The organism is Novosphingobium sp. BL-S-19 (genome assembly GCF_055521675.1).
This window is the reverse complement of the sequence record NZ_CM145498.1, coordinates 1,150,054-1,175,326: the sequence shown is the minus strand read 5'-3', so window position 1 is coordinate 1,175,326 and position 25,273 is coordinate 1,150,054. Positions and strand designations below refer to the sequence as shown.

The 25,273-nt window shown below is 65.5% G+C and carries 17 protein-coding genes; 9 read left to right on the top strand and 8 right to left on the bottom strand.

Translation table 11 applies throughout. The features are described from left to right. Nucleotides 1-26: 26 nt before the first annotated feature. Nucleotides 27-1,151, bottom strand: coding sequence for a 4-hydroxyphenylpyruvate dioxygenase (gene hppD / locus ACZ1JV_RS13875; RefSeq protein ID WP_465151998.1), 1,125 nt, complete (start codon nucleotides 1,149-1,151; stop codon nucleotides 27-29). Further along, the gene (gene phhA, locus ACZ1JV_RS13870) at nucleotides 1,148-2,005 is read right to left on the bottom strand and encodes a phenylalanine 4-monooxygenase (RefSeq protein WP_465137696.1); all 858 of its coding nucleotides are present in this window, start codon (nucleotides 2,003-2,005) and stop codon (nucleotides 1,148-1,150) included. The genes hppD and phhA overlap by 4 nt, the downstream gene beginning before the upstream one ends. A gap of 108 nt (nucleotides 2,006-2,113) precedes the next feature. On the opposite strand from phhA, the gene ACZ1JV_RS13865 reads away from it, so the two are divergent. Both ACZ1JV_RS13865 and ACZ1JV_RS13860 read left to right on the top strand, forming a co-directional pair. Beyond that, nucleotides 2,114-2,575, top strand: coding sequence for an Lrp/AsnC family transcriptional regulator (locus ACZ1JV_RS13865; protein WP_465137695.1), 462 nt, complete (start codon nucleotides 2,114-2,116; stop codon nucleotides 2,573-2,575). Nucleotides 2,576-2,580: 5 nt separating this feature from the next. Next, on the top strand, nucleotides 2,581-3,663 hold the full coding sequence (locus ACZ1JV_RS13860) for an AbrB family transcriptional regulator (protein WP_465151997.1): 1,083 nt from the start codon (nucleotides 2,581-2,583) through the stop codon (nucleotides 3,661-3,663). Nucleotides 3,664-3,812: 149 nt separating this feature from the next. Here ACZ1JV_RS13860 and ACZ1JV_RS13855 read toward each other — a convergent pair whose 3' ends face one another. Next, the gene (locus tag ACZ1JV_RS13855) at nucleotides 3,813-8,549 is read right to left on the bottom strand and encodes an NAD-glutamate dehydrogenase domain-containing protein (RefSeq protein ID WP_465151996.1); all 4,737 of its coding nucleotides are present in this window, start codon (nucleotides 8,547-8,549) and stop codon (nucleotides 3,813-3,815) included. A gap of 307 nt (nucleotides 8,550-8,856) precedes the next feature. Next, nucleotides 8,857-9,741: an ROK family protein gene (locus tag ACZ1JV_RS13850; RefSeq protein WP_465151995.1), complete on the bottom strand. Its 885-nt coding sequence runs from the start codon at nucleotides 9,739-9,741 to the stop codon at nucleotides 8,857-8,859. Nucleotides 9,742-10,049: 308 nt separating this feature from the next. On the opposite strand from ACZ1JV_RS13850, the gene ACZ1JV_RS13845 reads away from it, so the two are divergent. The 5 genes from ACZ1JV_RS13845 to msrA all read left to right on the top strand — a co-directional run bounded on the left by ACZ1JV_RS13845 (nucleotide 10,050) and on the right by msrA (nucleotide 16,957). After that, the gene (locus ACZ1JV_RS13845) at nucleotides 10,050-11,321 is read left to right on the top strand and encodes an MFS transporter (RefSeq protein ID WP_465151994.1); all 1,272 of its coding nucleotides are present in this window, start codon (nucleotides 10,050-10,052) and stop codon (nucleotides 11,319-11,321) included. A gap of 76 nt (nucleotides 11,322-11,397) precedes the next feature. Continuing rightward, nucleotides 11,398-12,468, top strand: coding sequence for a LacI family DNA-binding transcriptional regulator (locus tag ACZ1JV_RS13840; RefSeq protein WP_465151993.1), 1,071 nt, complete (start codon nucleotides 11,398-11,400; stop codon nucleotides 12,466-12,468). A 235-nt stretch (nucleotides 12,469-12,703) separates the two neighbouring features. Further along, nucleotides 12,704-14,410 (top strand): Hsp70 family protein, encoded by a 1,707-nt coding sequence (locus tag ACZ1JV_RS13835; RefSeq protein WP_465151992.1) that lies wholly within the window; start codon nucleotides 12,704-12,706, stop codon nucleotides 14,408-14,410. Further along, a complete protein-coding gene (locus ACZ1JV_RS13830) occupies nucleotides 14,407-16,215 on the top strand; it encodes a hypothetical protein (RefSeq protein WP_465151991.1) in 1,809 nt (602 codons plus the stop codon). The genes ACZ1JV_RS13835 and ACZ1JV_RS13830 overlap by 4 nt, the downstream gene beginning before the upstream one ends. A 67-nt stretch (nucleotides 16,216-16,282) precedes the next feature. Next, complete coding sequence (gene msrA, locus ACZ1JV_RS13825; RefSeq protein ID WP_465151990.1) at nucleotides 16,283-16,957, top strand: peptide-methionine (S)-S-oxide reductase MsrA; 675 nt, start codon at nucleotides 16,283-16,285, stop codon at nucleotides 16,955-16,957. Between the two features lie 12 nt (nucleotides 16,958-16,969). Here msrA and ACZ1JV_RS13820 read toward each other — a convergent pair whose 3' ends face one another. The 3 genes from ACZ1JV_RS13820 to ACZ1JV_RS13810 all read right to left on the bottom strand — a co-directional run bounded on the left by ACZ1JV_RS13820 (nucleotide 16,970) and on the right by ACZ1JV_RS13810 (nucleotide 20,569). Then, nucleotides 16,970-18,145 (bottom strand): BaiN/RdsA family NAD(P)/FAD-dependent oxidoreductase, encoded by a 1,176-nt coding sequence (locus tag ACZ1JV_RS13820; RefSeq protein ID WP_465151989.1) that lies wholly within the window; start codon nucleotides 18,143-18,145, stop codon nucleotides 16,970-16,972. Next, a complete protein-coding gene (locus ACZ1JV_RS13815) occupies nucleotides 18,142-19,770 on the bottom strand; it encodes an NAD(P)/FAD-dependent oxidoreductase (RefSeq protein WP_465151988.1) in 1,629 nt (542 codons plus the stop codon). The genes ACZ1JV_RS13820 and ACZ1JV_RS13815 overlap by 4 nt, the downstream gene beginning before the upstream one ends. A gap of 67 nt (nucleotides 19,771-19,837) precedes the next feature. Further along, a complete protein-coding gene (locus ACZ1JV_RS13810; RefSeq protein WP_465137684.1) occupies nucleotides 19,838-20,569 on the bottom strand; it encodes a Crp/Fnr family transcriptional regulator in 732 nt (243 codons plus the stop codon). 421 nt (nucleotides 20,570-20,990) lie between these two features. On the opposite strand from ACZ1JV_RS13810, the gene ACZ1JV_RS13805 reads away from it, so the two are divergent. Further along, complete coding sequence (locus ACZ1JV_RS13805; RefSeq protein ID WP_465151987.1) at nucleotides 20,991-23,594, top strand: HWE histidine kinase domain-containing protein; 2,604 nt, start codon at nucleotides 20,991-20,993, stop codon at nucleotides 23,592-23,594. A gap of 34 nt (nucleotides 23,595-23,628) precedes the next feature. Here the strand turns inward: ACZ1JV_RS13805 and ACZ1JV_RS13800 are convergent, their stop codons facing one another. Next, nucleotides 23,629-24,627 carry a DNA topoisomerase IB gene (locus tag ACZ1JV_RS13800; protein ID WP_465152571.1) on the bottom strand — a complete coding sequence of 333 codons (999 nt, stop codon included), beginning with the start codon at nucleotides 24,625-24,627 and terminating at the stop codon, nucleotides 23,629-23,631. A 131-nt stretch (nucleotides 24,628-24,758) separates the two neighbouring features. On the opposite strand from ACZ1JV_RS13800, the gene ACZ1JV_RS13795 reads away from it, so the two are divergent. After that, nucleotides 24,759-25,241 carry a hemerythrin domain-containing protein gene (locus ACZ1JV_RS13795; protein ID WP_465137682.1) on the top strand — a complete coding sequence of 161 codons (483 nt, stop codon included), beginning with the start codon at nucleotides 24,759-24,761 and terminating at the stop codon, nucleotides 25,239-25,241. The last annotated feature ends 32 nt before the right edge of the window (nucleotides 25,242-25,273 follow it).

Sequence of the window (25,273 nt, the reverse complement as noted above, 5' to 3'; positions counted from 1 at the left end):
GGACCCGCCCCTCTCTCCCAACCTGATTATTCCGCTGGTTCTTCCACCCCTTCGACAGGGCTCAGGGCAGGCTTCAGCACGCCGCGACGGATCTGGTCGCGCTCCATGCTTTCGAACAGCGCCTTGAAGTTTCCGTTCCCGAAACCGTCGTCGCCCTTGCGCTGGATGAATTCGAAGAACACCGGGCCGACGCGCGCTTCGGCGAAGATCTGCAGCAGCAGGCGCGGCTGGCCACCATCGGTCGTACCGTCAAGCAGGATGCCGCGCATCTTCAGCTCGTCGGCCGGTTCGCCGTGGCCGGGCAGACGCTCATCGAGCATCTCGTAATAGGTTTCCGGCGGCGCGGTCATGAAAGGCACGCCGAGCGCTTGCAGCTTGTCCCACGCGGCGACGAGATCGTTGCAGATCAGCGCGATATGCTGGATGCCCTCACCATTGAAGGCGCGCAGGAATTCATCGATCTGGCCCTTGCCGCCTTCGGCCTCTTCGTTGAGCGGGATGCGGATCTTGCCGTCCGGCGCGGTCAGCGCCTTGGAGGTCAGGCCGGTATATTCGCCCTTGATGTCAAAGAAGCGGATTTCGCGGAAGTTGAACAGCTTCTCGTAATAATCCGCCCAATAGGCCATGCGGCCGCCGTAAACGTTGTGGGTCAGGTGATCGATCAGATCGAAGCCCGCGCCGACCGGGTGACGGTCCACGCCCGGCAGATATTCGAAGTCGATATCGTAGATGGTGAGCGCACCGTCGCCATCGCGCTCGTAGCGGTCGATCAGGTAGATGATCGAATTGCCGATGCCGCGAATGCCGGGAAGGTGCAGTTCCATCGGGCCGGTCGCCACCTGCACCGGTTCGGCCGAGCGGGCGAGCAGTTCGGCATAAGCCGCGCGGGCGTCCTTCACGCGGAAACCCATGCCGCAAGCCGAGGGGCCATGCTCGCGGCTGAAGAACCACGCCGGGCTGTGCGGCTCGTAATTGGTGATGAAGTTGATGCCGCCCTGGCGCCACAGCTCCACGTCCTTCGAACGGTGGCGGGCGATCTTCGTGAAGCCCATCGCTTCGAACACGGGTTCCAGCACGCCCTTTTCGGGGGCAGAGAACTCGACGAACTCGAAACCGTCAAGGCCGATGGGATTGTCGAAGATATCGGTCATGGAATCATTTCTCCGAAGGGGGCTTCGCCGGCGAGCAGTGCTCCGGCGGGGATCGGCGTCTCAGCGCGCCAGTTTTCGTAGACCGGGCCAAAATCGAGCCCGACAAGGTCCTCGATCAGCTGCGGCAGGCTTTCGAGGACGAAATAAGTCTTCTGGAACGAGTCGATCATGTAGCCGGTGCGCATCACCCGCTCGGCATCGAACGGCAGGCGCAGCACATCGCGATCTTCCAGCGAGTAACGCGTTTCGCCCGAAGAAGAGATGATCCCCGCGCCGAATACGCGCAGACCACCATCCTCACGCACAAGGCCGAATTCGATCGTGTACCAGTAGATCCGCGCCAGCATCGGCAGCGCATCCATCGCCATCGCCCGCTCTCCGGCCTTGCCGTAAAGCTCCAGGAAATCGGCGATCGTCGGGTCCAGCAGCATAGGCACATGGCCGAAGAAATCGTGGAAGATGTCGGGCTCGACCAGATAGTCCAGCTCGTGCTCTTCACGCAGCCAGCGCGTCACCGGGAAGCGGCGATGGGCGAGGTGATCGAAGAACACCGCATCGGGAATGAAGCCGGGCACGCCCACCAGCGTCCAACCCGTCGCCGGCCCAAGGATCGCATTGGCATCCTCGAACCGGGGGATACCGTCCGCGCAGTCCAGCCGCTTCAGCCCTTCGCGGAAGGCCGCGCAAGCGTGGGTTTCGACCAATGCCGACTGGCGCGCATAAAGCCGGCGCCAGCGGTCGTGCATCTCCGGGGTATAGGCATGCCAATGCTGGCCGACGGTGTAGTCGTCAGCCGCGCCTTCGTACTCTCCCCGAAGGCCGCTAGTCGATGTTTCGGTGCACGGCGTCTTCATGTGCTGGAAGAATAGCACGGGGCGCGCGTCAGTTCCGTGCGATTGCGCCCGCGATTTACAGTGCTATTGGTGACTTTCACTAAAAACATAAGGCCTGAGAGGCGATTCATGCAGATCGACGAATTTGACCGCAGGATCATCGCTGCCTTGCTGGAAGATGCGCGCATGCCCGTCGCCCAGGTCGCCGAGCGCGCCGCGCTGTCCGCCACGCCCGTCAGCCGCCGGATCAAACGGCTGGAGGACGAAGGCGTGATCCGTGGCTACGTGCCGGTGCTGGACCCGCGCAAGCTGGGGTTCGAACTGGAAGCCTATGTGCTGATCAACCTCAACGCCCATGTCGATGAGATCATCCAGCGCTTCGAACAGGCGATCCGCGAGCATCCTTATGTTATTGCGTGCAATGCGGTGACGGGGGACATGGACTATCTGGTCCATGTCGTCGCCCGGAACGTCGATCACCTGTCGCAGATCACGCTCAAGACGCTGCTGCGCATCCCCGGCGTGCGCGATGTGAAATCGATCATCGTGCTGGAGGCTGTGAAGGAATCGCACGCGCTGCCCTTGGAGTAATGCCTTTGCCTGGACTGAACCCAGCCGCCCGCCCTGCCCCGCTGCGCTGGCTGCTGCTGTTCGCACTCTCCGTGGTCTTTGCGGGCGGGCTGGAGTGGCTGGGGCTACCCGCCGGGCAATTGCTGGGGCCGATGCTGGCGGCGATCATCTTCGCCACCAGAGGCGTGCCGCTGTCCACGCCTTCCGCCGTGTTCAACGCATCGCAATCGCTGATCGGCTGCCTGATCGCCTCTTCGTTCGGGCCGGACCTGCTGCCCCGGTTCGTGGCGGAATGGCCGATCTTTGTTTTCGTATCAGTAGCCACGCTGTTCGTCGCCTATGGCGCTGGCTTCCTGCTGGCGCGGCTGAAAGTGCTGCCGGGCGCGGTGGCGGTCTGGGGATCGGCACCGGGGCTGGCCACCGCGATGGTCATCATGGCGCGTGACTATGGCGAGGATCATCGCCTCGTCGCCTTCATGACCTATCTGCGCGTGCTGATGGTGGCGGTGGGCGCATCGGCGCTGGCCATGCTGCTCGGTTCCGGCAGTGGCGGACATGCGATCCGGCCGGGAATGAGCTGGTTCGCGGCGGTCGACTTGCATGGGCTCGCCACGACCTTGGTGGTCGCCGTCGTCGGTGCGGTTGGCGGGCGGCTGGTGCGCCTGCCCGCGCCCAATATCCTTGGCCCGATGGTGGTGGGCTGCATCCTGCAAGCCAGCGGCCTTGTCAGCGGCTTCGAGTTTCCGCCTCTGTTGATGGCAGCCGCCTACATGATCGTCGGCTGGGGCATCGGCATGCGCTTCACGCGCGAGACGGAGGAGCGTGCCCGCCGTGCCCTGCCCGCTGTGGTCGCCTCGATCGCGGCGATGATGACGGCCTGTTTCCTGCTGGCCCTGCTGCTGACGCGGATCGCCCATGTCAGCCTTGCCACCGCCTATCTGGCAACCAGCCCGGGCGGCATGGATTCCATCGCGATCATCGCCGCGAACTCACCGGTAGACATGGGCTTCGTGATGACGATGCAGACGATGCGCATGTTCGCGATCCTGCTGCTGGGCCCAACGATCGCCCGCACCGTGGCCCGCCGCGTGGCGCCGCCGGTCGGGTAAGGCCCGTTTCCCTCGTCATTGCGAGCGTAGCGAAGCAATCCAAGGCAGTCCTGAACCGCTCTGGATTGCTTCGCTACGCTCGCAATGACGAGATGGTCGGAAAAAAGAGGGAGCCCGAAGGCTCCCTCTCCATTCATTAGCGGCCCAAATTACCGGCCTAGCAGGTTCCGCGCCTGGCTGGCGATCTGTGCCAGCATCGCCGGGGTCAGCGGCACGGTCTTTTCCGCGCGCTGGACCATGCCACGGAAGGTGCGGATCGCGGCCGTGTGGGTGCGGCCCCATTCCTCGGCAGCGGCGGCGGGATCGGCCTTGCCGGTTTCCGTGCGCGCCAGGGTCTTGAGGAAGTCCAGACGCATCTGCTGGAAATCGCGGGCAAGGCCGGCGACCAGCAGGCGCTCCCACGGGTCCGACGGGTTCATCGTCGCCGCATTGGCCTGCGCCCAGTCGAGCCCCAGCCCCGCACCGATGCGCGAGAAGGCCCCGACCAGACGGCGCGCGTCGATCCCGGTTTCAGCGGCGAGGTCGGCAATGCCGACGGCCCCGTCCAGGTCGTAGAGACCCGCGACCATGACCGCCTCCGCCTCGGGCGCGCCCAGTTCCAGCAGGCCGTCACGCAGGCGATGCGAGTGCTGGGCCACGCGTTCGCCCAGCAGTTCCTCGGTATCCACCGAAAGCGCGGCGACTTGCTTGCCGATCCGGGCGATCAGCTCGGTCGGGGCGATACGGCCGGCACCGGCGCGCAGCAGGTCCGCCATGTGGCTGCGCACGGCGACCGCCACCTTGGCGAACAGCGCAATGCGAGCGCCCTCACTCATCGGCGCGGTTTCAAGGCGCGACCACAGCGTATCGAGATCGAACAGTTGCACCGCCAGCGCGAAGGCTGCCGCCACTTGCGCCAGTTCCGCGCCTTCTTCCTCGGCCAGTTCGAAGGGATGGACGATGCCCAGACGGTTGACGATGCGGTTCGCCAGCTTGGTGGCGATGATCTCTCCGGCAAGGCGGTGCCCTTCGATGAAGGAAGCGAAACGCTCCTGCATCGGCTTCGGGAACGAGGCGAGCAGCAGCGCCTGAAGGCTCTGGTCGGCGGCAAGGTCGCTCTTTTCGATCGCATCCTGCAGCACCAGCTTGCCGCTGGAGAGCAGCACCGCCAGCTCCGGCCGTGTCAGCCCGCGCCCGTCCTGCGCACGGCGGGCGAGCACTTCGTTGTCGGCAAGGCCTTCGGTGCGGCGATCCAGATTGCCGCCTTCCTCCAGCGTTTCGATCAGGCGCACTTGCGCCGGCATGGCAGAGGCACCGCCGCGTTCAGCGATGGAGAGCGCCAATGCCTGCAGGCGGTTGTCCTCCAGCACCAGATGCGCGACTTCGTCGGTCATCTGCGCCAGCAGTTCGACGCGCTGCGGCTCGGTCAGCGCCCCGGCCCGCTTGGCGGCGGCAAGGGCGATCTTGATGTTCACCTCATTGTCCGAGCAGTCGACGCCCGCCGAATTGTCGATGAAGTCGGCATTGATGCGCCCGCCGCGCGCGGCGAACTCAATGCGGCCGGCCTGGGTAACGCCAAGGTTCGCGCCTTCGCCGATCACCCGCGCGCCCACTTCGTTGGCACTGACGCGCAGCGTGTCGTTGGCGGGATCGCCGACGACCGCGTTGTTCTCGCTCGACGCCTTCACATAGGTACCGATGCCGCCGAACCACAGCAGGTCCACCTTGGCCCAGAGGATCGCCGAAATCAGCGAATCCGGATCGAGTTCGGTGGCGGAAATACCCAGCGCCTCACGCACTTCGGGCGTCAGCGGGATCGACTTCGACTTGCGCGAGAACACGCCGCCGCCCTGCGAGATCAGCGACTTGTCATAGTCGTCCCAGCTGGAATGCGACAAGTCGAACAGGCGCTTGCGCTCTGCCCAGCTCGCCGCCGGATCGGGATTGGGGTCAAGGAAGATGTGGCGGTGATCGAAAGCGGCAACGATCTTCAGCACTTTCGACAGCAACATGCCGTTGCCGAAGACGTCGCCCGACATGTCTCCGCAGCCGACGACGCGCACCGGATCGACCTGCACGTCCACGCCCTGCTCAAGGAAGTGGCGCTGGACCGAGAGCCACGCGCCCTTGGCGGTGATGCCCATGGCCTTGTGATCGTACCCGTTCGAGCCGCCGCTGGCGAACGCATCGTCCAGCCAGAAGCCGTGCGATTCCGCAATGCCATTGGCCACGTCGGAGAACTTGGCCGTGCCCTTGTCCGCCGCGACGACGAAGTAGGGATCCTCGCCATCAAGGATCACCACGCCCTCCGGATGGATGACGGTGGTGTCGTCAATATTGTCGGTGATCGACAGCAGCGTGGAGATGAAGATCTCGTAGCTGGCCTGACCCTCGGCCGCCCAGCCCGCGCGGTCCAGCGCGGCATCGGGAAGCTGCTTGGGATAGAAGCCGCCCTTGGCGCCGGTCGGCACGATCACCGCGTTCTTCACGCGCTGCGCCTTCATCAGGCCCAGGATTTCGGTGCGATAGTCGTCGCGGCGGTCGGACCAGCGCAGGCCGCCACGCGCGACCGGGCCGGCGCGCAAGTGGATGCCTTCCACGCGGTGCGAATAGACGAAGATCTCGCGCCACGGCAGCGGCTTCGGCAGGCCCGGCACGAGCGCCGAATCCAGCTTGAAAGCAAGCGCCAGCTGGCCCGCCGGCACGAAGGCATTGGTACGCAGCATCGCGCCGACAAGGTCGCGATAGGCGCGCAGCAGGCGGTCGTCGTTGATCGCGCTGACGCCGGCCAGCCCTTCGCGGATCGCTTCCTGCGCGGCCGCCTTGGCGACGTTGCGATCGCCCTTGAACTCCGGATCGTGGATCGCGCGGAACAGGTCGATCAGGCCCAGCGACACGCGAGGCGCGCTCTGCAGCGCATCGACCACGGTGCCGATGCCATAATTGCTGCCGGCCTGACGCAGATAGCGATACCAGGCGCGCAGCCAGTTCGCCTCCCGCTTGGAGAGGCCAAGGCCGGGGACGAGGCGGTTGAACGGGTCGTCCTCACCCTGCCCATTGAGCACGCCGCCCAGCGCATCCTCGATCATCGCCGAAAGCTTGAGCACGTCCGCCGCGTCACGCCCGGCGGGCAGTTCCAGCGTGAAATCGTGGATGGTGCCGATGCGGCCCTTTTCCAGCGGCGTGGGGATTTCGGAGATCACGCGGAAGCCGAAATTTTCCAGCGCCGGCACCGCGTCGGACAATTGCAGGCTGCCCTCCGCCTGATAGATCTTCAGGCGCAGCTGGCCCTCACCGTCGCTGTCATGCGCATAGAGGCGCACGTCGCGGTGGCCCTGAAAGCGCTCCGCCTCGGCCGCTTCGCCGATCACGATCTTGCGCATGTGGGCGATGTCGATCGCGGCTTCGGCCGGGCCGTAATCGCTGCGATAGGCCATCGGGAAGGCATCGGCATAGCGGGCGGCGATAGCGGCGGCACGTGCGGGTTCCAGCGTCTGGCCCAGCGCGGCTTCCACCGCCTCTCCCCAACCGCGCAGCATGACTTGCAGGCGGTTGTCCAGCGCGGTTTCGTCAAGGTCCTGCGCGCCGTCGCGAATGTCCAGCGTGTAGCGCATCATCACCAGATTGCCGGCCTCGACCGTCAGCGCCCAGTCCAGCGTAGGCGCCTGCGCGGCGTCTTCGATCACCGTCTGGATACGCTTGCGCATCTGCGTCGAAAGCGTGTCGCGGGTGATCCACACGAAGGCGAACAAGTGGCGCGACAGCGGCGAACTGGTGACGATCAGGCGCGGGCGCGGCCGATCGACCAGACTGCTCATCGTCGTCGCCAGACGTTCCACGTCGGCTTCGTCCAGACCGAGCACCAAGTCGTGCGGCAGGCTGGTCAGCGCATGGGCCAGCGCCTTGCCGGTGTGGCCGGTGGGATCCAGCCCCAGCTTGGCACCCATGCCCGCCAGCAGCGTGCGCAGGCGCGGAACGCGGTCCGGCGTGGCGGCCAGCGCGGCGCTGGTCCAGATGCCGGCATGGACCGAAAGCGCGGCAACCTTGCCGTCTTCCAGCACCGGAACCAGGAACAGGTCCATCGGCACGCGGCGGTGAACGGTCGCCATCCGGTTGGCCTTGATGACCATCGGCGCGCGAATGTCGTTGGCGGCAAGCTGCGCGTCGAAAGCATCGAACGCGCGCTGATAGCTGGCTTCGGACAGCAGATCGCGCTCGCCCCGGCGGCAGACGCCCAGCAGGTCGGAATGCGTACCGTCACGACGGCGGGTGACGTGGCCCAGCTGGGTCAACATGCCGGTGGCGAACCAGCGCAGCAATTCCGCGCCTTCCACATCGCTGACTTGTGCGGAATCGGCCGTCATCGCCGCAACCATCTGCGGCCAGTCGGCAACGGCGGCGCGAACGTCCTTCAGAGTCTCTTCAAGCCGGCGATGCAGTTCACCGCGCTGGCGAGCGTCCACGCGCTCGGTCTCGATATAGATCATCGATTCGCGCATCGCGCCTTCGGTGCCGACATCGGGCAGCGCGATCAGGCTGCCCTCGTCATCGCGCTCCACCGAAATGACCGGGTGGGCAAGGCGGTCGATCACCAGGCCCGCCTCGGCAATCGCGGAGGCGACCGAATCGACCAGGAACGGCATGTCGTCGTTGATCAGGGCAATGCGCAAATAGCGACGCTCATCGCTGGTCGATGCCATTTCGATCACGGCAGTACCGGGCTTGCGCCGCGCGGCAGCGGTCAGCAGCACCCCGGCAGCCCCTTCCACCCAGCCGAAATCGCCATCGGCCTCTGCCGGCAACAGCGAGTCGCGGATGCGCGAGACGATCGCTGCTTGAAGCGCCGCTCCCCCCGGTCCTTCGTCCGACCGGGCTTGTGCTGCGACCTTCACTTCGTCTGCGCTCATGACATACTCCCGCAATCCATAAGGCTTGCGGCGCGTGCGCCCGATGAGGCGCGCAGCGCCTGCCTCGTCAATATAGGACCGGTCGTGAATTCAGGCATCCACCTTGCTCCGGAATTTCACGCGGAGGAAAGTGCAACCTTTTCAACGATACCGAAGCATCGCTAGCCCCCGAGCGACCGGCTCGAGCCCGTGGGCGTGACGCAGCTTTGTAACGAGGTTTCCCGAACGCGCAACATTCGATTAGCCTCGCGAAATTGCATAATTTACACCCCGACAAATGGCGCGCGCAGCCCAGCCGATTTGGCGGTCAGAGCGCGCCCGAGCCCACGATGAGCGCACCCATTGGCCCGGCATCGTCTCCCAGTGCGGGAGGCACGCAGATCCTTGCCAGCGTCCCCGGCGTGCAGTCCCGCAAATAGCCGCCCAGAAGGTCGGGCAGGCGCGCCACGGCGGCAGGCAACACATGCGGCTGCCGATTGGCGACGCCCCCGCCCACGACGATCCGCTGCGCCGAAAGCGTCAGCAGCAGGGCAGCCAGCAATTGCGCCAGATCCTGCGAAACGGCTTCCCATACCGGATCATCCGCCGCGACAGTGGACGGATGCCGGCCAAATCGCGTGGCAAGCGCCGGGCCGCTCAGCAGGCCCTCCACGCAGTCGCCATGGAACGGGCAGGCCCCGGCAAAGTCATCCCCGGCCGCCCGGCGCAGGCGCACGTGCCCCACTTCCGGATGCATCAGGCCATGCACCGGCGCGCCATTGGCCAGAACGCCCACGCCCACCCCGGTGCCGACCGTGATATAGGCCATCGTCGGGCAGTCTTTCGCCGCGCCGAAACGGTGCTCTGCCAGCGCCGCGGCATTGACGTCGGTATCGAGCCCCAGCGGGCAGCCTAATTCCGCTTTCAGCCTGCCGGCAACGTCTGCCCCCGCCCAACCGGGCTTGGGGGTATCGAGCATCACACCAAAGTCCGCAGCCGCGCGGTCCACGCGAATGGGGCCGAAGCTGGCTACGCCGACGGCCACCGGCGCACCGGCTCCACCCTGCCATGCACGGACCGTGGCGATCGCGCGAGAGAGCGTTTCGTCGGGCGTGGTAGTGGGAAACTCCTCCCGCGCCTCGATAGCGCCGGGATGTCCCAGCACGACGACGGTCTTGGTGCCGCCCAGTTCAATACCCGCAATGCCTGCCATGCGCTTGTCCCTGCCACCCGCACGCGCGGGCCGCAAGCGCCGAACCATACACCGCAGATATCCCTAAGGTCGGCGGAGCAGCGTGATGACGAATTTGCGCCAGAAACGGGAGATGACCGCTTTCTTGCTTCGGGAACCTTGAGACGCGAACCGGCACCAGCCTCTCCACAAAACCAATCGTCCCCACGCGCAATCGATTTCATCGCAACCACGCGCAAGATCAAACCGTTGATGGAGATCGCCCGGTACGATGGGGAAACGGTGTCGCGCCCATGAAGCCAAAGTTGCCCTTCCTCCGGATTCTAGAGATGAACCTGGGGTTCTTCGGCCTGCAGTTCAGCTTCGGGCTGCAGCAGGCCAACATGGCGCCGATCTACGCATACCTGGGCGCCAGCGAGGCAATCATGCCGCTGCTCTGGCTGGCCGGCCCCGTTACCGGGCTGGTCGTGCAGCCATTGGTGGGAGCGCTAAGCGATCGCACCCGCTCCCGCCTCGGTCGGCGCAGTCCATGGTTCCTGGCGGGCGCGCTGGTCTGTTCCGCCTGCCTTCTGGCCATGCCGCTCAGCCCCACCCTGTGGATGGCGGCGGGGCTGCTCTGGGTGCTGGATGCGGCCAACAACGTGACGATGGAGCCGTACCGCGCCTATGTCGCAGACCGATTGCCGCGCGACCAGCACGCGCTGGGTTTTCTTACGCAAAGCGCGTTTACCGGGCTGGCGCAGACATTATCGTACCTCGCGCCCTCCCTGCTGGCGGCGGTGATCGCGCGGGACCTGCTGGACGCCAACGGCATTCCCGTGGTGGTACGCGCGGCATTCGTCATCGGCGCGATCCTCTCGCTCTCCACCGTGGTCTGGTCCATCCTCCGCGTGCCGGAGCTTCCGCCCGCCGATGATGAACCCCCGCCACCCCGCAGGATGCTGCTCCGCGAGGTGGCGCAGGCCATCGTCGAGATGCCACGGCCAATGCGCCGGCTTGCCCCCGCAATGCTGTGCCAATGGTATGCGATGTTCGTCTATTGGCAGTACGTCGCCTTCGCGCTGGCGCGATCGCTCCACGGCACCTCGGATCCGCATGGCCCGGCCTTCCGGGCGGCGGTCATGACGGCGCAGCAACTGGGTGCGCTTTACAACCTTGTGGCCTTCTTCGCGGCACTCGCACTGGTACCGGCGGTGCGCCGGATCGGGGCGCCTCGCGCCCATGCGATCTGCCTTGCGGCCGCCGGGATCGGCATGGCCGCGCTGCCGCTGATCACGCCGCAAATCGCCTCCCCCTGGCTGCTGGCATTGCCGATGCTGGGAATCGGCCTGGGCTGGGCCGGCATGATGGGCAATCCCTACGTCATGCTGGCCGCCGCGATACCGCCCGAAAGGACCGGAATCTACATGGGACTTTTCAATATTTTAATCGTGGTACCCATGCTGCTCGAAACCCTGACCATGCCCCTCATCTACACCCCCTTGCTGGGAGGCGATCCGCGCGGCGCATTGGCTCTGGCCGGGCTTCTTCTGCTGGTTGGCGCCCTGTTGACACTGTTGGTCGAAAGGCATCCCCTATTGGTTGAAAACCCCGTTTCCTGACCGACTTGCCCCGCCCACAAGGCGCTTCCGCCCGGCTGTTCATACTGTTAATGCCGGCACGACGAATGGGGGGGCCATGGTCATCAAACGCGAACAGGACAAGCCGTTGCTGCACACCGGCGCCGATACGGGCGCCGATACGGGCGAAGTGCGCACGCTTGCCGATATTGCACGTATAGCCGGCGTCTCCGCGGGCACCGTTTCACGTGCGCTTGCGGGCAAGTCGCTGGTTAATGCCGAAACCCGCGAACGCATTCGCGCCATTGCCCGGCAGCACGGCTTTCGTCCCAATCAGATGGCCAGCCGCCTGCGGTCCCGCCGCACCGGCGTCGTTGGCGTGGTGATCCCCCTGGGGCATGAAAAGCGCCAGCACATTTCCGATCCGTTCTTCCTCACGCTGCTGGGGCACCTGGCGGACGAGCTGACCGAGAGCGGCTACGACCTGATGCTCAGCCGCGCCATTCCCGATGGGACGGGCGACTGGCTGGAACGCATGACCGGATCGGGCATGGTCGACGGCGTGATCGTCATCGGCCAGTCCAACCAGTTCGACGTGATCGAGCAGGTTGCGGCCACCTATCGCCCGATGGTGGTGTGGGGCCATTGCCGCCCCGGCCAGACGCATTGCGCTGTGGGTACCGATAACGAGGCTGGCGGCCGCTTGGCGGCCCGCCACCTGATCGACGCCGGCGCGCGCCGGCTGGTATTCCTGGGCGATACGTCCGGACTGGAAATCGCCATGCGCTTTCGCGGGGCGGCAGACGAGGCGCAGGCCGCGCGCGTTCCGCTTTCGCACCTTTCCGCCGGCCTTGCCGGAGAGGACATGGGCCCCGGCATCCGCAGCGTCCTTTCGGAAATGGACATGGGCGTGGACGGCATCGTTGCCGCCACCGATCTGATCGCCATGTCCGCCCTGCGCACGCTGCACGAAATCGGCCGCCGCGTGCCCGATCAGGTGCAGATCGTCGGCTTCGACGATCTGCCGCTGGCCGCGCAGACCATGCCGCCGCTCACCACGATCCGGCAGGAAATCGCCGCAGGGGCCAAGGCCATGGTCGAACGGTTACGCGCGCGGATCGAAGGAGAAGGCACCAGCAGTCTGGTCATGGCGCCGCAGCTGATCCGCAGGGGCAGCACGCGCACTTGATCCCCGTCCGCGGATGCAAGCGAACGCCGCCGCCCATACATCCATAAACACGCACTTCGCCCTTTCGATCGCCCGTGCTTGCCGCTAAGCACGGGCGCCGAGGGCGAACCGGCGGACGGTATCGCCGGATTCAGCCGATCGGATGCGACTGCCTGGCAGCAATCGGGTGGCTGCAGTCGGACGAAGAGTTTTAGGGAAGGGCCAGCGTGACTCGGGACCTTGGCGGCGGGGCGCTATGCTGATCGGCATCGATCTCGGGACGACCAACAGTGCAGTGGCCATCTGGCGGGATGGCGCGGCCGAACTCGTCCCCAATGCTCTGGGCGAACTGCTGACCCCGTCGGCCGTCAGCATCGCTCGCGACGGGCAAGTGTGGATCGGGCGCCCCGCGCTGGACCGGCTGGCTACGCATCCGCAGGACACCGCCACCAGCTTCAAGCGCCGCATGGGCACCGCAGCGACCACCAAACTGGGCGGCAAGGAATACAAGGCCGAAGACCTTTCGGCACTGGTGCTGCAGGCACTGGTAAAGGATGTGGAGGCCCTGACCGGCGAGACGCCGACCGAGGCCGTCATCACCGTCCCCGCCTATTTCAACGACCGCCAGCGCAAAGCCACGCGCCGCGCGGGCGAGCTGGCGGGCCTGACCGTGCGCCGCCTGATCAACGAGCCGACCGCCGCCGCGCTGGCTTTCGGGCTGCAGGATCAGGGCGACCGTGAGGCGTTTCTTGTTTTCGACCTTGGCGGCGGCACGTTCGACGTTTCGATCGTCGAAATGTTCGAGGGCATCGTGGAAGTGCGCGCCTCCGCCGGCGACAACCGGCTTGGCGGGGATGATTTCGACGATGTGCTGGCCGCGCTGATGGCGCCGCGTATCGATCCCGAGAACCTACTGGCCGCCCTGCCCGCCGAACGGCGCGACGCCTTGCTGAAGCGCGCCGCCGAAAGCTGCCGCCGCGCGCTGTCCAACGCTTCGGAAGCCGAATTCGCGGTGGTGGTTGAGGAAACGCGCCTGGCCGCCACGGTGACCGATGCCGAGTTCGAGACCGCGTGCGACACCCTGCTGCGCCGCCTGCGCGAACCGGTAGTGCGCGCGCTGCGCGACTGCGCGATCGATGCCGCCGAACTTTCGGACGTGGTGCTGGTGGGCGGCGCCACGCGGATGCCGGTCGTCCGCCGGGCGATCACGCGCCTGTTCGGCCGTTTTCCCAATTCCACCGTCCATCCCGATCACGCCGTGGCGCTGGGCGCGGCGATTCAGGCCGGGCTCGCGGGCCGCGATGCCGCACTGGAAGAGATCCGCATCACCGACGTCTGCCCCTTTACGCTAGGCATCGAAGTGGCCGAGCGGGACGGCTACGGCGGGCTTCAGCGCGGGCTGTTTTCCCCGATCATCGACCGTAACACGCCGGTGCCGGTCAGCCGCGTAAACACCTATTCCACTCTGGCGGACAACCAGAAGAAGCTGGAATTCGGCATCTATCAGGGCGAGGCCCGCGAAGTGCGCGGGAACGTGAAGCTGGGCGACATGACCGTGCCCGTCCCGCCGCGCGCCGCGGGCGAGATCTCGGTAGAGGTCCGCTTTTCGTACGACAGTTCGGGTCTGCTGGAGATCGACGTCCACGTTCCCGAAAGCGGTGCAAGCCGCAATCTGGTGATCGTGGACGAGGAGGATCGACCCGACCGCAAGCAGATCGAGCAGCGCCGTGCTGCGCTTGCCCAGCTGAAGCACCACCCGCGTGAGGATGCGGGCAATGTCGCGCTGATGGCCCGGGCGGAGCGGTGCTACGAAGACCACATTGGCGAATTGCGCCAGATGATCGGCCACTGGATCACGCACTTCGTCGGCGCGCTGGACAGTCAGGACCCGCGCCGCATCGCCGATGCCCGCGCAATGCTTTCGGCAAGGCTGAACGATGTCGAAAGCGTAAGCCCGCTATGAGCCGTCATCCCTGGTCGCTGCTGGGCATCGAGCCCACGGCCGAGACCTCCGCGATCCGCAAGGCCTATGCGGAACAGCTCAAGGCAATGAATGTCGACCGCGACGTTGCCGGCTTTGCCCGGCTGCGTCAGGCGCGAGACCTTGCCTTGCGACTGGCGCGAACGATGGAGGAAAGCGATCCGGATGGCGCGGCAGAGGCCGTCGCCGCCCCGGACGCTGCGGAGCCCGAAACCTTCGAACCCGAAACGCCGGCCGCGACACCTGCCGCACCCCCGCGCTGGACCTTCGCCGCGCCGGAACTGCCGGGCGAATGGCAGGATTTCGAGGATCCCGCCGCCCGCCCGCTGGCAACCCGCCCGGGCGAGCCGGATGCATCCACCATGCTCGAACGCATGGCCTGGGCCGCCGCCGCCGCGCGTGAGGCAGGCCAGGGCGGCGTCAGCGGCGCCGGTATTCCGCTCACCACCATCGACCCCTTCACCGCGCCGTTGCTGTCGGGCAGCCTTGTCGGCGACGATGCGTTGGGCCTGCGGCCCGGAGAAACCCCGGCCGAGCGCCTGACGATCCTGCTCGATCCCGAACGCGACAATGCCGGCGATCCGCTGACCGAGGCGGAAACCCGGCAGGCGACACGGGCCTTGCGCACGATCCTGGACGAAGTGGCGCAATCGCATGTCTCCCGCCAGCAGCAGATCGAGGATTGGCTGGCGGAAATCCTTGCCCGCGGCTGGCCCCGCTCCGCCCCGCTGCTGGAAGACGCTAGCCGTGCCTTTGGCTGGGAACGCGAATGGAGCGCCCACGATGCCCGTCCGGCCGTGCAGTTCCTGGGCGCGCGCCTGCGCGGCTATCGTTTCCAGCAGAACGCGCTGCAGCCCGATCACCGGTTCCACAAGGCATGGAACGAACTGGCGAAGCCCGGCAAGGCCGGTCCGCTACGATTCGTGGGTGGGCCGGCGCAGAGCGACGTCGACGCCCTGCTGCGCGGTGTCCGCAAGCATTTCCCGGAATTGGAATCGCACTTCGCCGCCGAGCGCGTGGCATCGTGGGAAGGCGGCAATCCGGTTCTGACCGGGTTGCTGGTGCTGCTGGGCATCATCGCTTTCGCCATTATCGTCACGATTGCCAATTCATCCTCCCCGCCACCGCCGCAGCCGTCCTCTGCAAACTCCTACGAAGCCGCCCCCTCGGGAGAAGTCTCACAGGTGATGAACGGGGCCGCGAAGGAGGCCTTCGGCGAAGGCCACGATGCCGACTGGCTGTGGAAGGTGCAGCCCGATCTGGCCCGGACGATCAACGCCAATGTCTCCCGCGGCGTACGCGCGGGCGAGGATCAGGGGGCATTGATCGACAAGGCCGTGGCGATCGTCCGCATGCGCAGCTACCTCAACGGGCGCGAGCTTTCGGGCGGTCTGTTCGAAACCGCCATGCAACTGCGCCTCGCCCAGCTTCGCGCCGGGCGCAGCCACAGCGTCGGGGCCTGCCAGCAATTGGGCAATTCCGGCTGGTTCGACGGCCCCCTGCCACTCTCGCCCGACGATCGCGCGCGGGAGCGGGATTTCGCCCTCCGCCTTGCACAGCAGAATGCGCTGGGCCAACCCAAGGGCATGGGCGATCACAGCGCGATGGTCCCCGGCGAACTCATCGGCAAAGTGATCAAGGCCACAAAGCTGAGCCAAAAGGATGTGTTGGCCGCTATGCAAGGCAAAGGCAGCGATGCCGATCGTTGCGCCGTCACCATCGCCCTGCTGGAGCAGACGCTAGACTGGCAGGGCAGCAACCGCCGCGAGATCCTGATGACGCTTTGAACGGCGTTGTAACCATAGAGCGGAGCGGCGCGAATTCCCTTTCACGAGCGATACGGGAGTGTCCGCGATGCCCATCCGCCCTGTTTCCTTTGCCATGCTGGCAACCGCCGGCCTTGCCGCAGTGACCCTAGCCCTGACCGGCCCGCGTGGAGAGCCCGCGAACGCTGCCGCCCTGCCCCCGCCCCCTGCGGAAACGGTGCGGCCGTCCGGCCAGCAAGTCGCCATTCTCGCGGGTGGATGTTTCTGGGGCATGGAAGGCGTGTTCGAGCATGTGCGCGGCGTTGCCTCGGTAACCTCGGGCTATGCGGGCGGCACGCGCACGAATGCCAATTACGAGGCCGTATCCAGCGAGACCACCGGCCACGCCGAAGCGGTGCGGATCGTCTACGATCCCGCCAAGGTCTCTTACGGCCAGATCCTGCAGGTCTACTTCGGGGCCGCACACGATCCCACGCAAGTGGACGGCCAGTATCCGGATCGCGGGCCCAGCTACCGCTCGGCGATCTTTCCGCAGAATGCCGCGCAGAAGCAGCTGGCAGGCGCCTATATCGCCCAGCTGAACAAGGCCCATGCCTTCGCCAAGCCGATCGCGACGAAGATCGAGACCGGCGCGTTCTTCCCCGCCGAAGCCTACCATCAGGACTTCATGCGCAGGAACCCGAACAACGGTTATATCCAGCGCTGGGACAAGCCCCGGCTGGCTCGCTTCAAGGCCGAATTCCCGCAGCTCTACGTCGGGTAGAATTAGGTGGGGCTAGATCGCCAGCCCCGCCGCGCGGGCGCTGGCCCAGGCCCACTGGAAGTTATAGCCGCCTAGCCAGCCGGTAACGTCCACCGCTTCGCCGATGGCATAGAGCCCCGGCACCTTGCGCGCCTCCATGGACTTGGACGAGAGTCCGCCGGTATCGATGCCGCCCGCCGTCACTTCCGCCTTGGCAAAGCCTTCGGAGCCATCGGGCACGAATGGCCAGCGGGCCAGCTTCGCCTCGGCAGCGGCCAGCGCCTTGTCCGACATCGCGCCAAGTTCGCCATTGAGCCCCAAGCGTTCGCCAAGCACGTCCACAAGACGTTCCGGCAGGCCTTCGCCCAGCACCTTGCGCAAAGTGGCGCGCGGGCGTTCGCGCTTGGCATCCTTTAGCCAGCCCTCGGCCCGATCGGGAAGGAACTGCGTCGTCACCGTCTGGCCGCGCTGCCAATAGCTGGAAATCTGCAGGATCGCCGGGCCGGAAAGGCCGCGATGGGTGAACAGCGCCGCCTCGCGGAACGCCGCCTTGCCGCATCTTACGATCACTTCGGTGGAGACGCCGGAAAGCTCGCGGAACAACGCCTCGTCCCCCGAAAGCGTCAGCGGCACCAGCGCCGGGCGCGGCTGCACGACCTTCAGGCCGAACTTGCGTGCAAGGTCATAGGCAAAGCCGGTGGCGCCCATCTTGGGAATCGAAGGCCCGCCGGTGGCGATCACCAGCGCCGGCGCGGTGGCCACACGGTTGCCGAAAGCGACACGGTACTGGCCGTCGGCATGGTCGATCTCGCCCAGCGCATCGCCGCAGTTCAGCTCGACGCCGCCCTTGGCGCATTCCTCCAGCAGCATGGCGACAATCTGCTTGGCCGATCCGTCGCAGAACAATTGCCCCAAGGTCTTTTCATGCCAGGCGATGCCATAGACCTCGACCATTTCCAGAAAATCCGCAGCCGTGTAGCGGCTCAGCGCCGACTTCGCGAAGTGCGGGTTGCTGGAAAGATAGCGGTCCGGCGCGGTGTGGATATTCGTGAAGTTGCAGCGCCCGCCGCCGGAGATCAGGATCTTCTTGCCCGGTTGATCGGCATGGTCGAGCAGCAGCACTCGCTTGCCGCGCTGCCCGGCGGTGGCGGCGCAGAACAGCCCGGCGGCACCCGCGCCGAGCACGATGGCATCGTAGGCGTCGCTCACGATTGGACCGGAGCCAGTTCCAAGGCCAGCGCCTCTGCCACGCGAATACCGTCGACCGCGGCCGAGAGAATGCCGCCGGCATAGCCCGCGCCCTCACCCGCCGGATAAAGCCCGCGCGTATTGAGGCTCTGGAAATCCTTGCCGCGCGTGATGCGCACGGGCGAGGATGTGCGCGTTTCCACCCCGGTCATCACCACATCCGGATGGTCGTAACCCGGCACCTGTCGGCCGAATACCGGCAGAGCCTCTCGAATCGCGTCCACCACGAAGTCCGGCAGGCACTGCTTCAGTTCGGTCAGGTGCACGCCCGGCTGATAGCTGGGGATCACTTCGCCGAACTCGGTCGAGGGACGGTCCGCCAGGAAATCGCCCAGCTTCTGCCCCGGCGCCTTGTAGTTCGATCCGCCGGCCTTGAAGGCCAGTTCCTCGAACTTGCGCTGGAATGCCACGCCCGCCAGCGGATCGCCGGGGTAGTCCTCTTCCGGATTGATATCGACGACAAGGCCGGAGTTGGCGTTGAATTCGGCGCGCGAATACTGGCTCATGCCGTTGGTGACGACGCGGCCCTCCTCGCTGGCCGCCGCCACCACGCGCCCGCCTGGGCACATGCAGAAGCTGTAGACGGTGCGCCCGTTCGAAGCCTTGTGCGCGATCGAATAGGCCGCCGCGCCCAGAATCTTGTTGCCCGCATTGGGACCGTACCGCGCCGTGTCGATCCAGCTTTGCGGATGTTCGATGCGCACGCCGATGGCGAAGGGCTTGGCCTCCATGAAGACGCCGCGATCATGCAGCACCTGAAAGGTATCGCGGGCAGAGTGGCCGACTGCCATGATCACGTGGCTGGCGGGCAGGAACTCGCCGGTGGACAAGTGCAGGCCGATAAGGCGGCGGTTGCCCTCGGCATCTTCCTCCACCTCGAAATCGTCGACGCGGGTGCTGAAGCGGTATTCGCCGCCAAGCCGCTCGATCGTTTCGCGCATGGACATCACCATGGTAACAAGGCGGAACGTGCCGATGTGCGGGTGCGCTTCGGTCAGGATATCGTCCGGCGCGCCGGCCTTCACGAATTCGGTCAGAACCTTGCGCCCCAAATGACGCGAGTCCTTGATGCGGCTGTAGAGCTTGCCGTCGGAAAACGTGCCCGCGCCGCCTTCGCCGTATTGCACATTGCTTTCCGGATCGAGCACGGAACGACGCCACAGGCCCCAGGTATCCTTGGTGCGTTCGCGCACGGCCTTGCCGCGCTCGACGATGATCGGCCTGAAGCCCATCTGCGCCAGAATCAGCGCGGCCAGCAGCCCGCAGGGCCCAGTGCCGATCACCACCGGGCGCTGGCCGGACCAGCCCTCCGGCGCATGGGTGACGAACTTGTAGCTGGTGTCGGGCGTGGGGCGCACGTGCTGGTCGTCATGAAAACGCGCCAGCAGTTCGGCTTCGTCCTTCACGTCCAGATCGAGGGTGTAGACCAGCTTGATCGCGGTCTTGCGGCGCGCGTCGTTCCCGCGGCGCACCACGGTCAGGCGTTCGATCTGGTCGGGCGCGATACCAAGGCGTTCGCAGACGGCAGCCTCAAGGGCGGCCGGGGCGTGGTCTAGCGGCAGAGCAAGGTCGGAAAGGCGGATCATCCGCGCGCCCTTATACCCGATCGGCCGGTAAAGCCACGGTCGATGCCGCCGGCTGCGAGTTTACGGGCTATCCCGCTTCGCGCGGGTATACCCCCGCCAGCACGCGGTCGAAATGATTGCGCACTTGCGCATTGCACGAACAGGCCTTGCTCGCCAGCCCGCCGCGATCGAGCACGGTGATGCCGCCGCGCCGCGTGCGCAACAGGCCGTCGCGCTTGAAACGCTGCAGTACGCGGCTGGCGTAACTGCGGCCGATGCCCATCATCGATGCAAGCTGCTCCTGCGTCATCGTCACATCATCGCACCCGATGCGGTCCACGGCGGCACCCAGCCAGCGCGCGGCGCGCTGTTCGATGGTGTGCACCGCATTGCAGGCGATCGACTGGAACACCTGAGCCATCACGCAATCGGCATAGCGCGCGAATAGGTTGGCCACGGCGGGCGATCGGTCCTTGATCTCTTCCAGCTGGCGCGTGGGAATGCGCCAGAACCGCCCGGCATGGAGCACACCGGAACGGGCATAGGCCGGAAGGTGGCCCATGCTCACCACCCCGCCAAGCGCCCCTTCGCGGCCGACGAGAATGGTTTCCACCTCGATCCCGTTGTCCAGTTCGATGAAGTAGGAACAGACCGCGGCCCCGCGCGGGAGGTAGCAATATTCCACCTGATCACCCGGCCGGTAGATCACTTCTCCAGCCGCCATCCTGACGTCGACGAGGTGGGGGTCCAGCAGCCCCCGGTCCCCCGGACGAAGCGCCCGGAGTAGATCGCTGTCTTCCTGAACGATCTGCACATCCATTCGTGAAATCCCGAAATCTGTTCACCGGACCGCGCTTCTGGCTACTTTTGCCAGCCGCCGGCCCCTCACGAGCCAGACAACCCCACAAAACCGCTCCGGTTCCGTGCACATGTGAACAGACGGTTCCACTTCGGATTGCTAAGACCGTATTTCGCCGCGGCAGGTGGTCCGAACCAGGCGCGGTTTCGATGTGCGGCCAATGTGTGGGCCGATTGCCGAACACGTGTTAATCGGGAACACAGGGTCGTGGGGAGAGTTGACAGGCGCTGGAGGGGCGGTGTCTGGAATGGCCGAAGCGCTCCGATATATATTATTGTGAATCAGAGCCTTCCGCCCCAGAGCGAGTAGCCGATGCGAACCGAGGACAAGATGACCGGACACGCCAGTTTCACGATGCCTGGGCTCACCGATGCCGGGCGGGATGACAGAACGCACCTTGATGGCTGACGGCGGCGAAATGTCCGGCAACACGGTCAGTCTGGACACCTGCGCGCTGGAACCGATCCACGTGATCGGCAGAATCCAGAGCTTTGGCTGGCTCGTCTCGTTTTCCAGCGACTGGATCGTCAACCACGTCTCGCTCAACTGCGCCGACCTGTTCGGGCAGGACCCGCATGCGATGATCGGGATGCCTGCCGTCCAGTTCCTTTCGCCCAGCGCCATGCATGACGTCCGCTCCCGCGTGCAGGTGCTGGGCGGCGGTGCCGGCGTCGAGCGCGTGTTCGAGGTGGACCTTGTCGGCGATGGACGGCTGTTCGACCTGGCGCTCCACGTTTCCGGCCGATCCTATGTGCTGGAGATCGAACCGCGCGAGGCAGGCCGCCGGCGCGATTTCGTCAGCTATGTACGGCCGATGATAGAGCGCCTGCGCGAAGCGCCATCGCTGGAAAAGCTCTGCGCCAGCGCCGCGCGGCACTTGCGTGCGTTGACCGGGTTCGACCGGGTCATGATCTACCGATTCGATGCCGATGGCGCGGGCGAGGTGATCGCCGAAAGCCTGAACGGCATGGTGGACAGTTTCCAGGGCCTGCATTTCCCCGCCTCTGACATTCCGGCACAGGCACGCCGCCTCTATTCGCGCAACTTGCTGCGCATCATTTCGGATATCGACGATCCTACCGTGCCGATCTACCCGGCTACGGGCCCCAGCGGCGATCCGCTGGATCTTTCGATGTCCGGCCTCCGCGCGGTTTCGCCGATCCATATCGAATACTTGCGCAACATGGGGGTGAAGGCCTCCATGTCGGTTTCGATCATGCGCCGGGGCAAGTTGTGGGGCCTGATGGCATGCCATCATTATGCGCCGCTTACCCTCTCCTATTCCGCACGCACGGCCAGCGAACTGTTCGGCGAGTTCTTCGCCTATCTGCTGGAGCAGAAGGAAACCGATTTCACGCTGGCCCGCCGATCCGCTTCGGTGCGTTTGCATGACGAGATCATGGCGCGCGTCGCCGGCGGCGGATCGCTGCTTGAGGCGTTCGAAGATTTCGGAGAGGCGATCGGCCGCGTCATCCCCTTCGACGGCGTCATCGGCTGGGTGGACGGGCGTTTCGTTTCCCGCGGGGCCACGCCGGATGAAGCGCAGTTTCGGGAACTTGCAAGGTTTCTCAACACCGCAGGCGCCAGCACGATCTGGTCTACCGACACGATTGCCCGCCTGTTCGAACCAGCCGACGAATGGGCGGACAAGGCGGCCGGCCTGTTGGCCCTGCCCGTCAGCCGTACGCCAAGGGACTACATCGTGCTGTTCCGGCGGGAACAGCTGCGCGAGGTCAACTGGGCGGGAAATCCGGAAAAGGCGATGGAACTCGGCCCCAATGGCCCGCGCCTCACGCCCCGCAAAAGTTTCGAGATCTGGAAGGAAGAGCGCCGCGGCCAGTGCCGAGCGTGGAGCGCGGACGAGATCCAAGCCGCGGAATCGCTGCGCGTCACCCTGCTGGAGGTGGTCCTGCGGCTGGCCGATGCCGCCCATGCAGAACGCGAGAGAGCCAATCGCCAGCAGGACATGCTGATCGCCGAGCTGAACCACCGGGTGCGCAACATCCTCAATCTTATTCGCGGGCTGGTGACGCAAAGCCGCGAAGGGGCGCACTCCATCGACGAATTTGCCGATATCGTCGGCAGCCGCATCCATGCGCTGGCTCGCGCCCACGATCAGGTTACGCTGAAGGACTGGACGCCATCCTCGCTCTATGAACTGATCCGGACCGAGGCCGCCGCCTATGCCGGCCCCGACAGCGGCAGCAGCATGGATAGAATAGTGATCGAAGGCCCTGACGCACTGATCGCGCCCGGGGCATTCACCACGCTGGCCCTGGTGTTCCATGAACTGACGACCAACTCGGTAAAATATGGCGCACTGTCCGTGCCGCGCGGAACCGTGATGGTCAAACTTCGCCGGGATGACGACGGCGCACTGGAAATAGACTGGCGCGAAACGGATGGCCCTGAGGTGGCGCCGCCCACCCGACGCGGTTTCGGATCGACGATCATCGAACGCACGATCCCGCACGAATTGTCAGGATCGGCGACGGTGGAGTTCCCGGAATCAGGTCTCTGCGCAAGGTTCCTGCTACCTGCCGAACATATTGCCGCGTTCGAAAAACCGACGCAGGCCACCGGCCGCCCGCGTGTCGAAACCGTACATGCCGCCAAGTTCGATGCCGCCGTGCACAACGGCGCCGCGCTGGTGGTGGAGGATAATGTAATTATCGCCATGGAAGCGGAAGACGCGCTGCGCGAACTGGGCTTCGATGATTGCCGGATTGCTGGCACCGTGGCCGATGCGCTGGCCCTCGTGGCGACAGGAGAGATTTCCTTCGCGATGCTTGACGTCAATCTGGGCAAGCACACCAGCGAGGACGTTGCCCATGCGCTGCGCGACAGGAAAACACCCTTCATCTTCGCCAGCGGCTATGGCGAACGATCGGCGCTGGCGGAAACCTTTGCCGATGTGCCGATCGTGACCAAACCTTACGGCCTGCGCGACATCAAGGCCGCACTGGCGCAGCTGGCGGAACGATAGTCCGCCGGTTCGCATCCAGCTTCGGGAGGCCCGCCTATCCCCAACTGGCGGCCGGTGGAGCGCCCTCCAGGAAAGCGATCAGGCCCCGCTCCTCACGCGTCAGCCATTGGGTCCGCCGGGGTAGCCTTGCGGGCAGTTCGGGCACAGGATCGTCCTTGCGCACGAAGGCGATCAAGGCCGGGTGGACGTAAGACTTGCGCGCAATCGCGGGGGTGTTGCCAAGCCGATCGGCCACTTCTTCCAGCACCGTTTTCAGATTCGATCCCGGCTGCTCCCACAGGCGGGCAAAAGCGATCGCGCTGGCCGCGAAAGTGCGGAAATCCTTGGCGGAGAATTCCTCCCCCATCGTTTCGTGCAAGTAGGCGTTCACATCCTGCGATCCGACCGGGATCGCGCAGCCTTCGTCATCAAGGTACTGGAACAAGTGCTGGCCCGGCAGGTCCTGCATACGCCGCACGCAGGACACCAGCGCACGATCGGCACTGACCACTTCACGCAGCTTGCCATGCTTGCCACGAAACCGCAGGCGCAGCTTGCGGCCCTGAAGCGTGGCATGGCGCGTGCGAAGCGTGGTCGCGCCGAAACTCTTGTTGGTCGCGGCATAGCATTCGTTGCCGATGCGGATCGCCTCGGCATCCAGCAATGCCACGATCGAGGCTACGGCGCGTTCGCGGCACAGGCCATGCCCCGCCAGATCGCGGGCGACGCGTTCCCGCAGCGCCGGCAAGGCGCGCCCGAACGGTGCGCAGCGATCGAACTTGCGCGCATCGCGGTCCGCGCGCCAATCGGGGTGGTAACGATACTGCTTTCGCCCGCGCGCATCGAATCCGGTCGCCAGCAGATGCACTTCGGCCAGAGGCGAGAACCAGCAATCGACATAGGCGGGCGGCAGCGCGATGCGGTTCAGGCGGTCGATTTCGTCCCGGTCGGTGATCCGCGCGCCGTCGGGGCCAAAATAGGCCCATTTCCCCGCTCGCGTGCGACTGCGCGTAATTCCGGGCGTGTCGGGATCGGCAAAGCTGAGGCGCGGCATCGGCGTGATCGTGCTTTCTTGTCGTTTGCCTGCAAACGCACCAGTCGCCCCGTGGTTGTCTCCGATCCGGAAACCTTGCGGCGTGCCCGCCCGTTTCACCGCCATACGCAGCATCCGAAGGATAGAGACACATGGCCGATGCCCGCATCTTCAAGGTTCTGAAGCAGGATCACGACCGCCAGCGCCAGATGCTGGAGCAATTGGGTGAAACCCATGGCGACAGTCCCGAACGCCGCGCCCAGTTCGAGGCGCTACGCCGCGAACTTCAGGCCCATGCGGCGGCCGAGGAAGAGACTCTCTACGCCACGATGCTGGCCAAGCCGGATCTTCGCGACGATGCACGCCATTCGGTTTCCGAACACAAGGAAATCGACGATTTCCTGGGCGAACTGGTTCAAACCGAAATGAGTTCGCCCGGCTGGCTGGTGAAGTTCAAGGAGATGCGCCACCGCTACCTCCACCACATCGACGAGGAGGAGGAAGACATGTTCCCCACCGCCGCAAAGGCCCTTTCGGCTGAGGAGGAACGCCACATGGCCAAGCAGTTCGCAACCCGCAAGCCACGCGAACTGGAAGCCGCGGTTACCGAACTGCCCGGCGACGCACGCGAATAAAAAAGGCCTGCCGCCTGACAAACAGAAGTCTA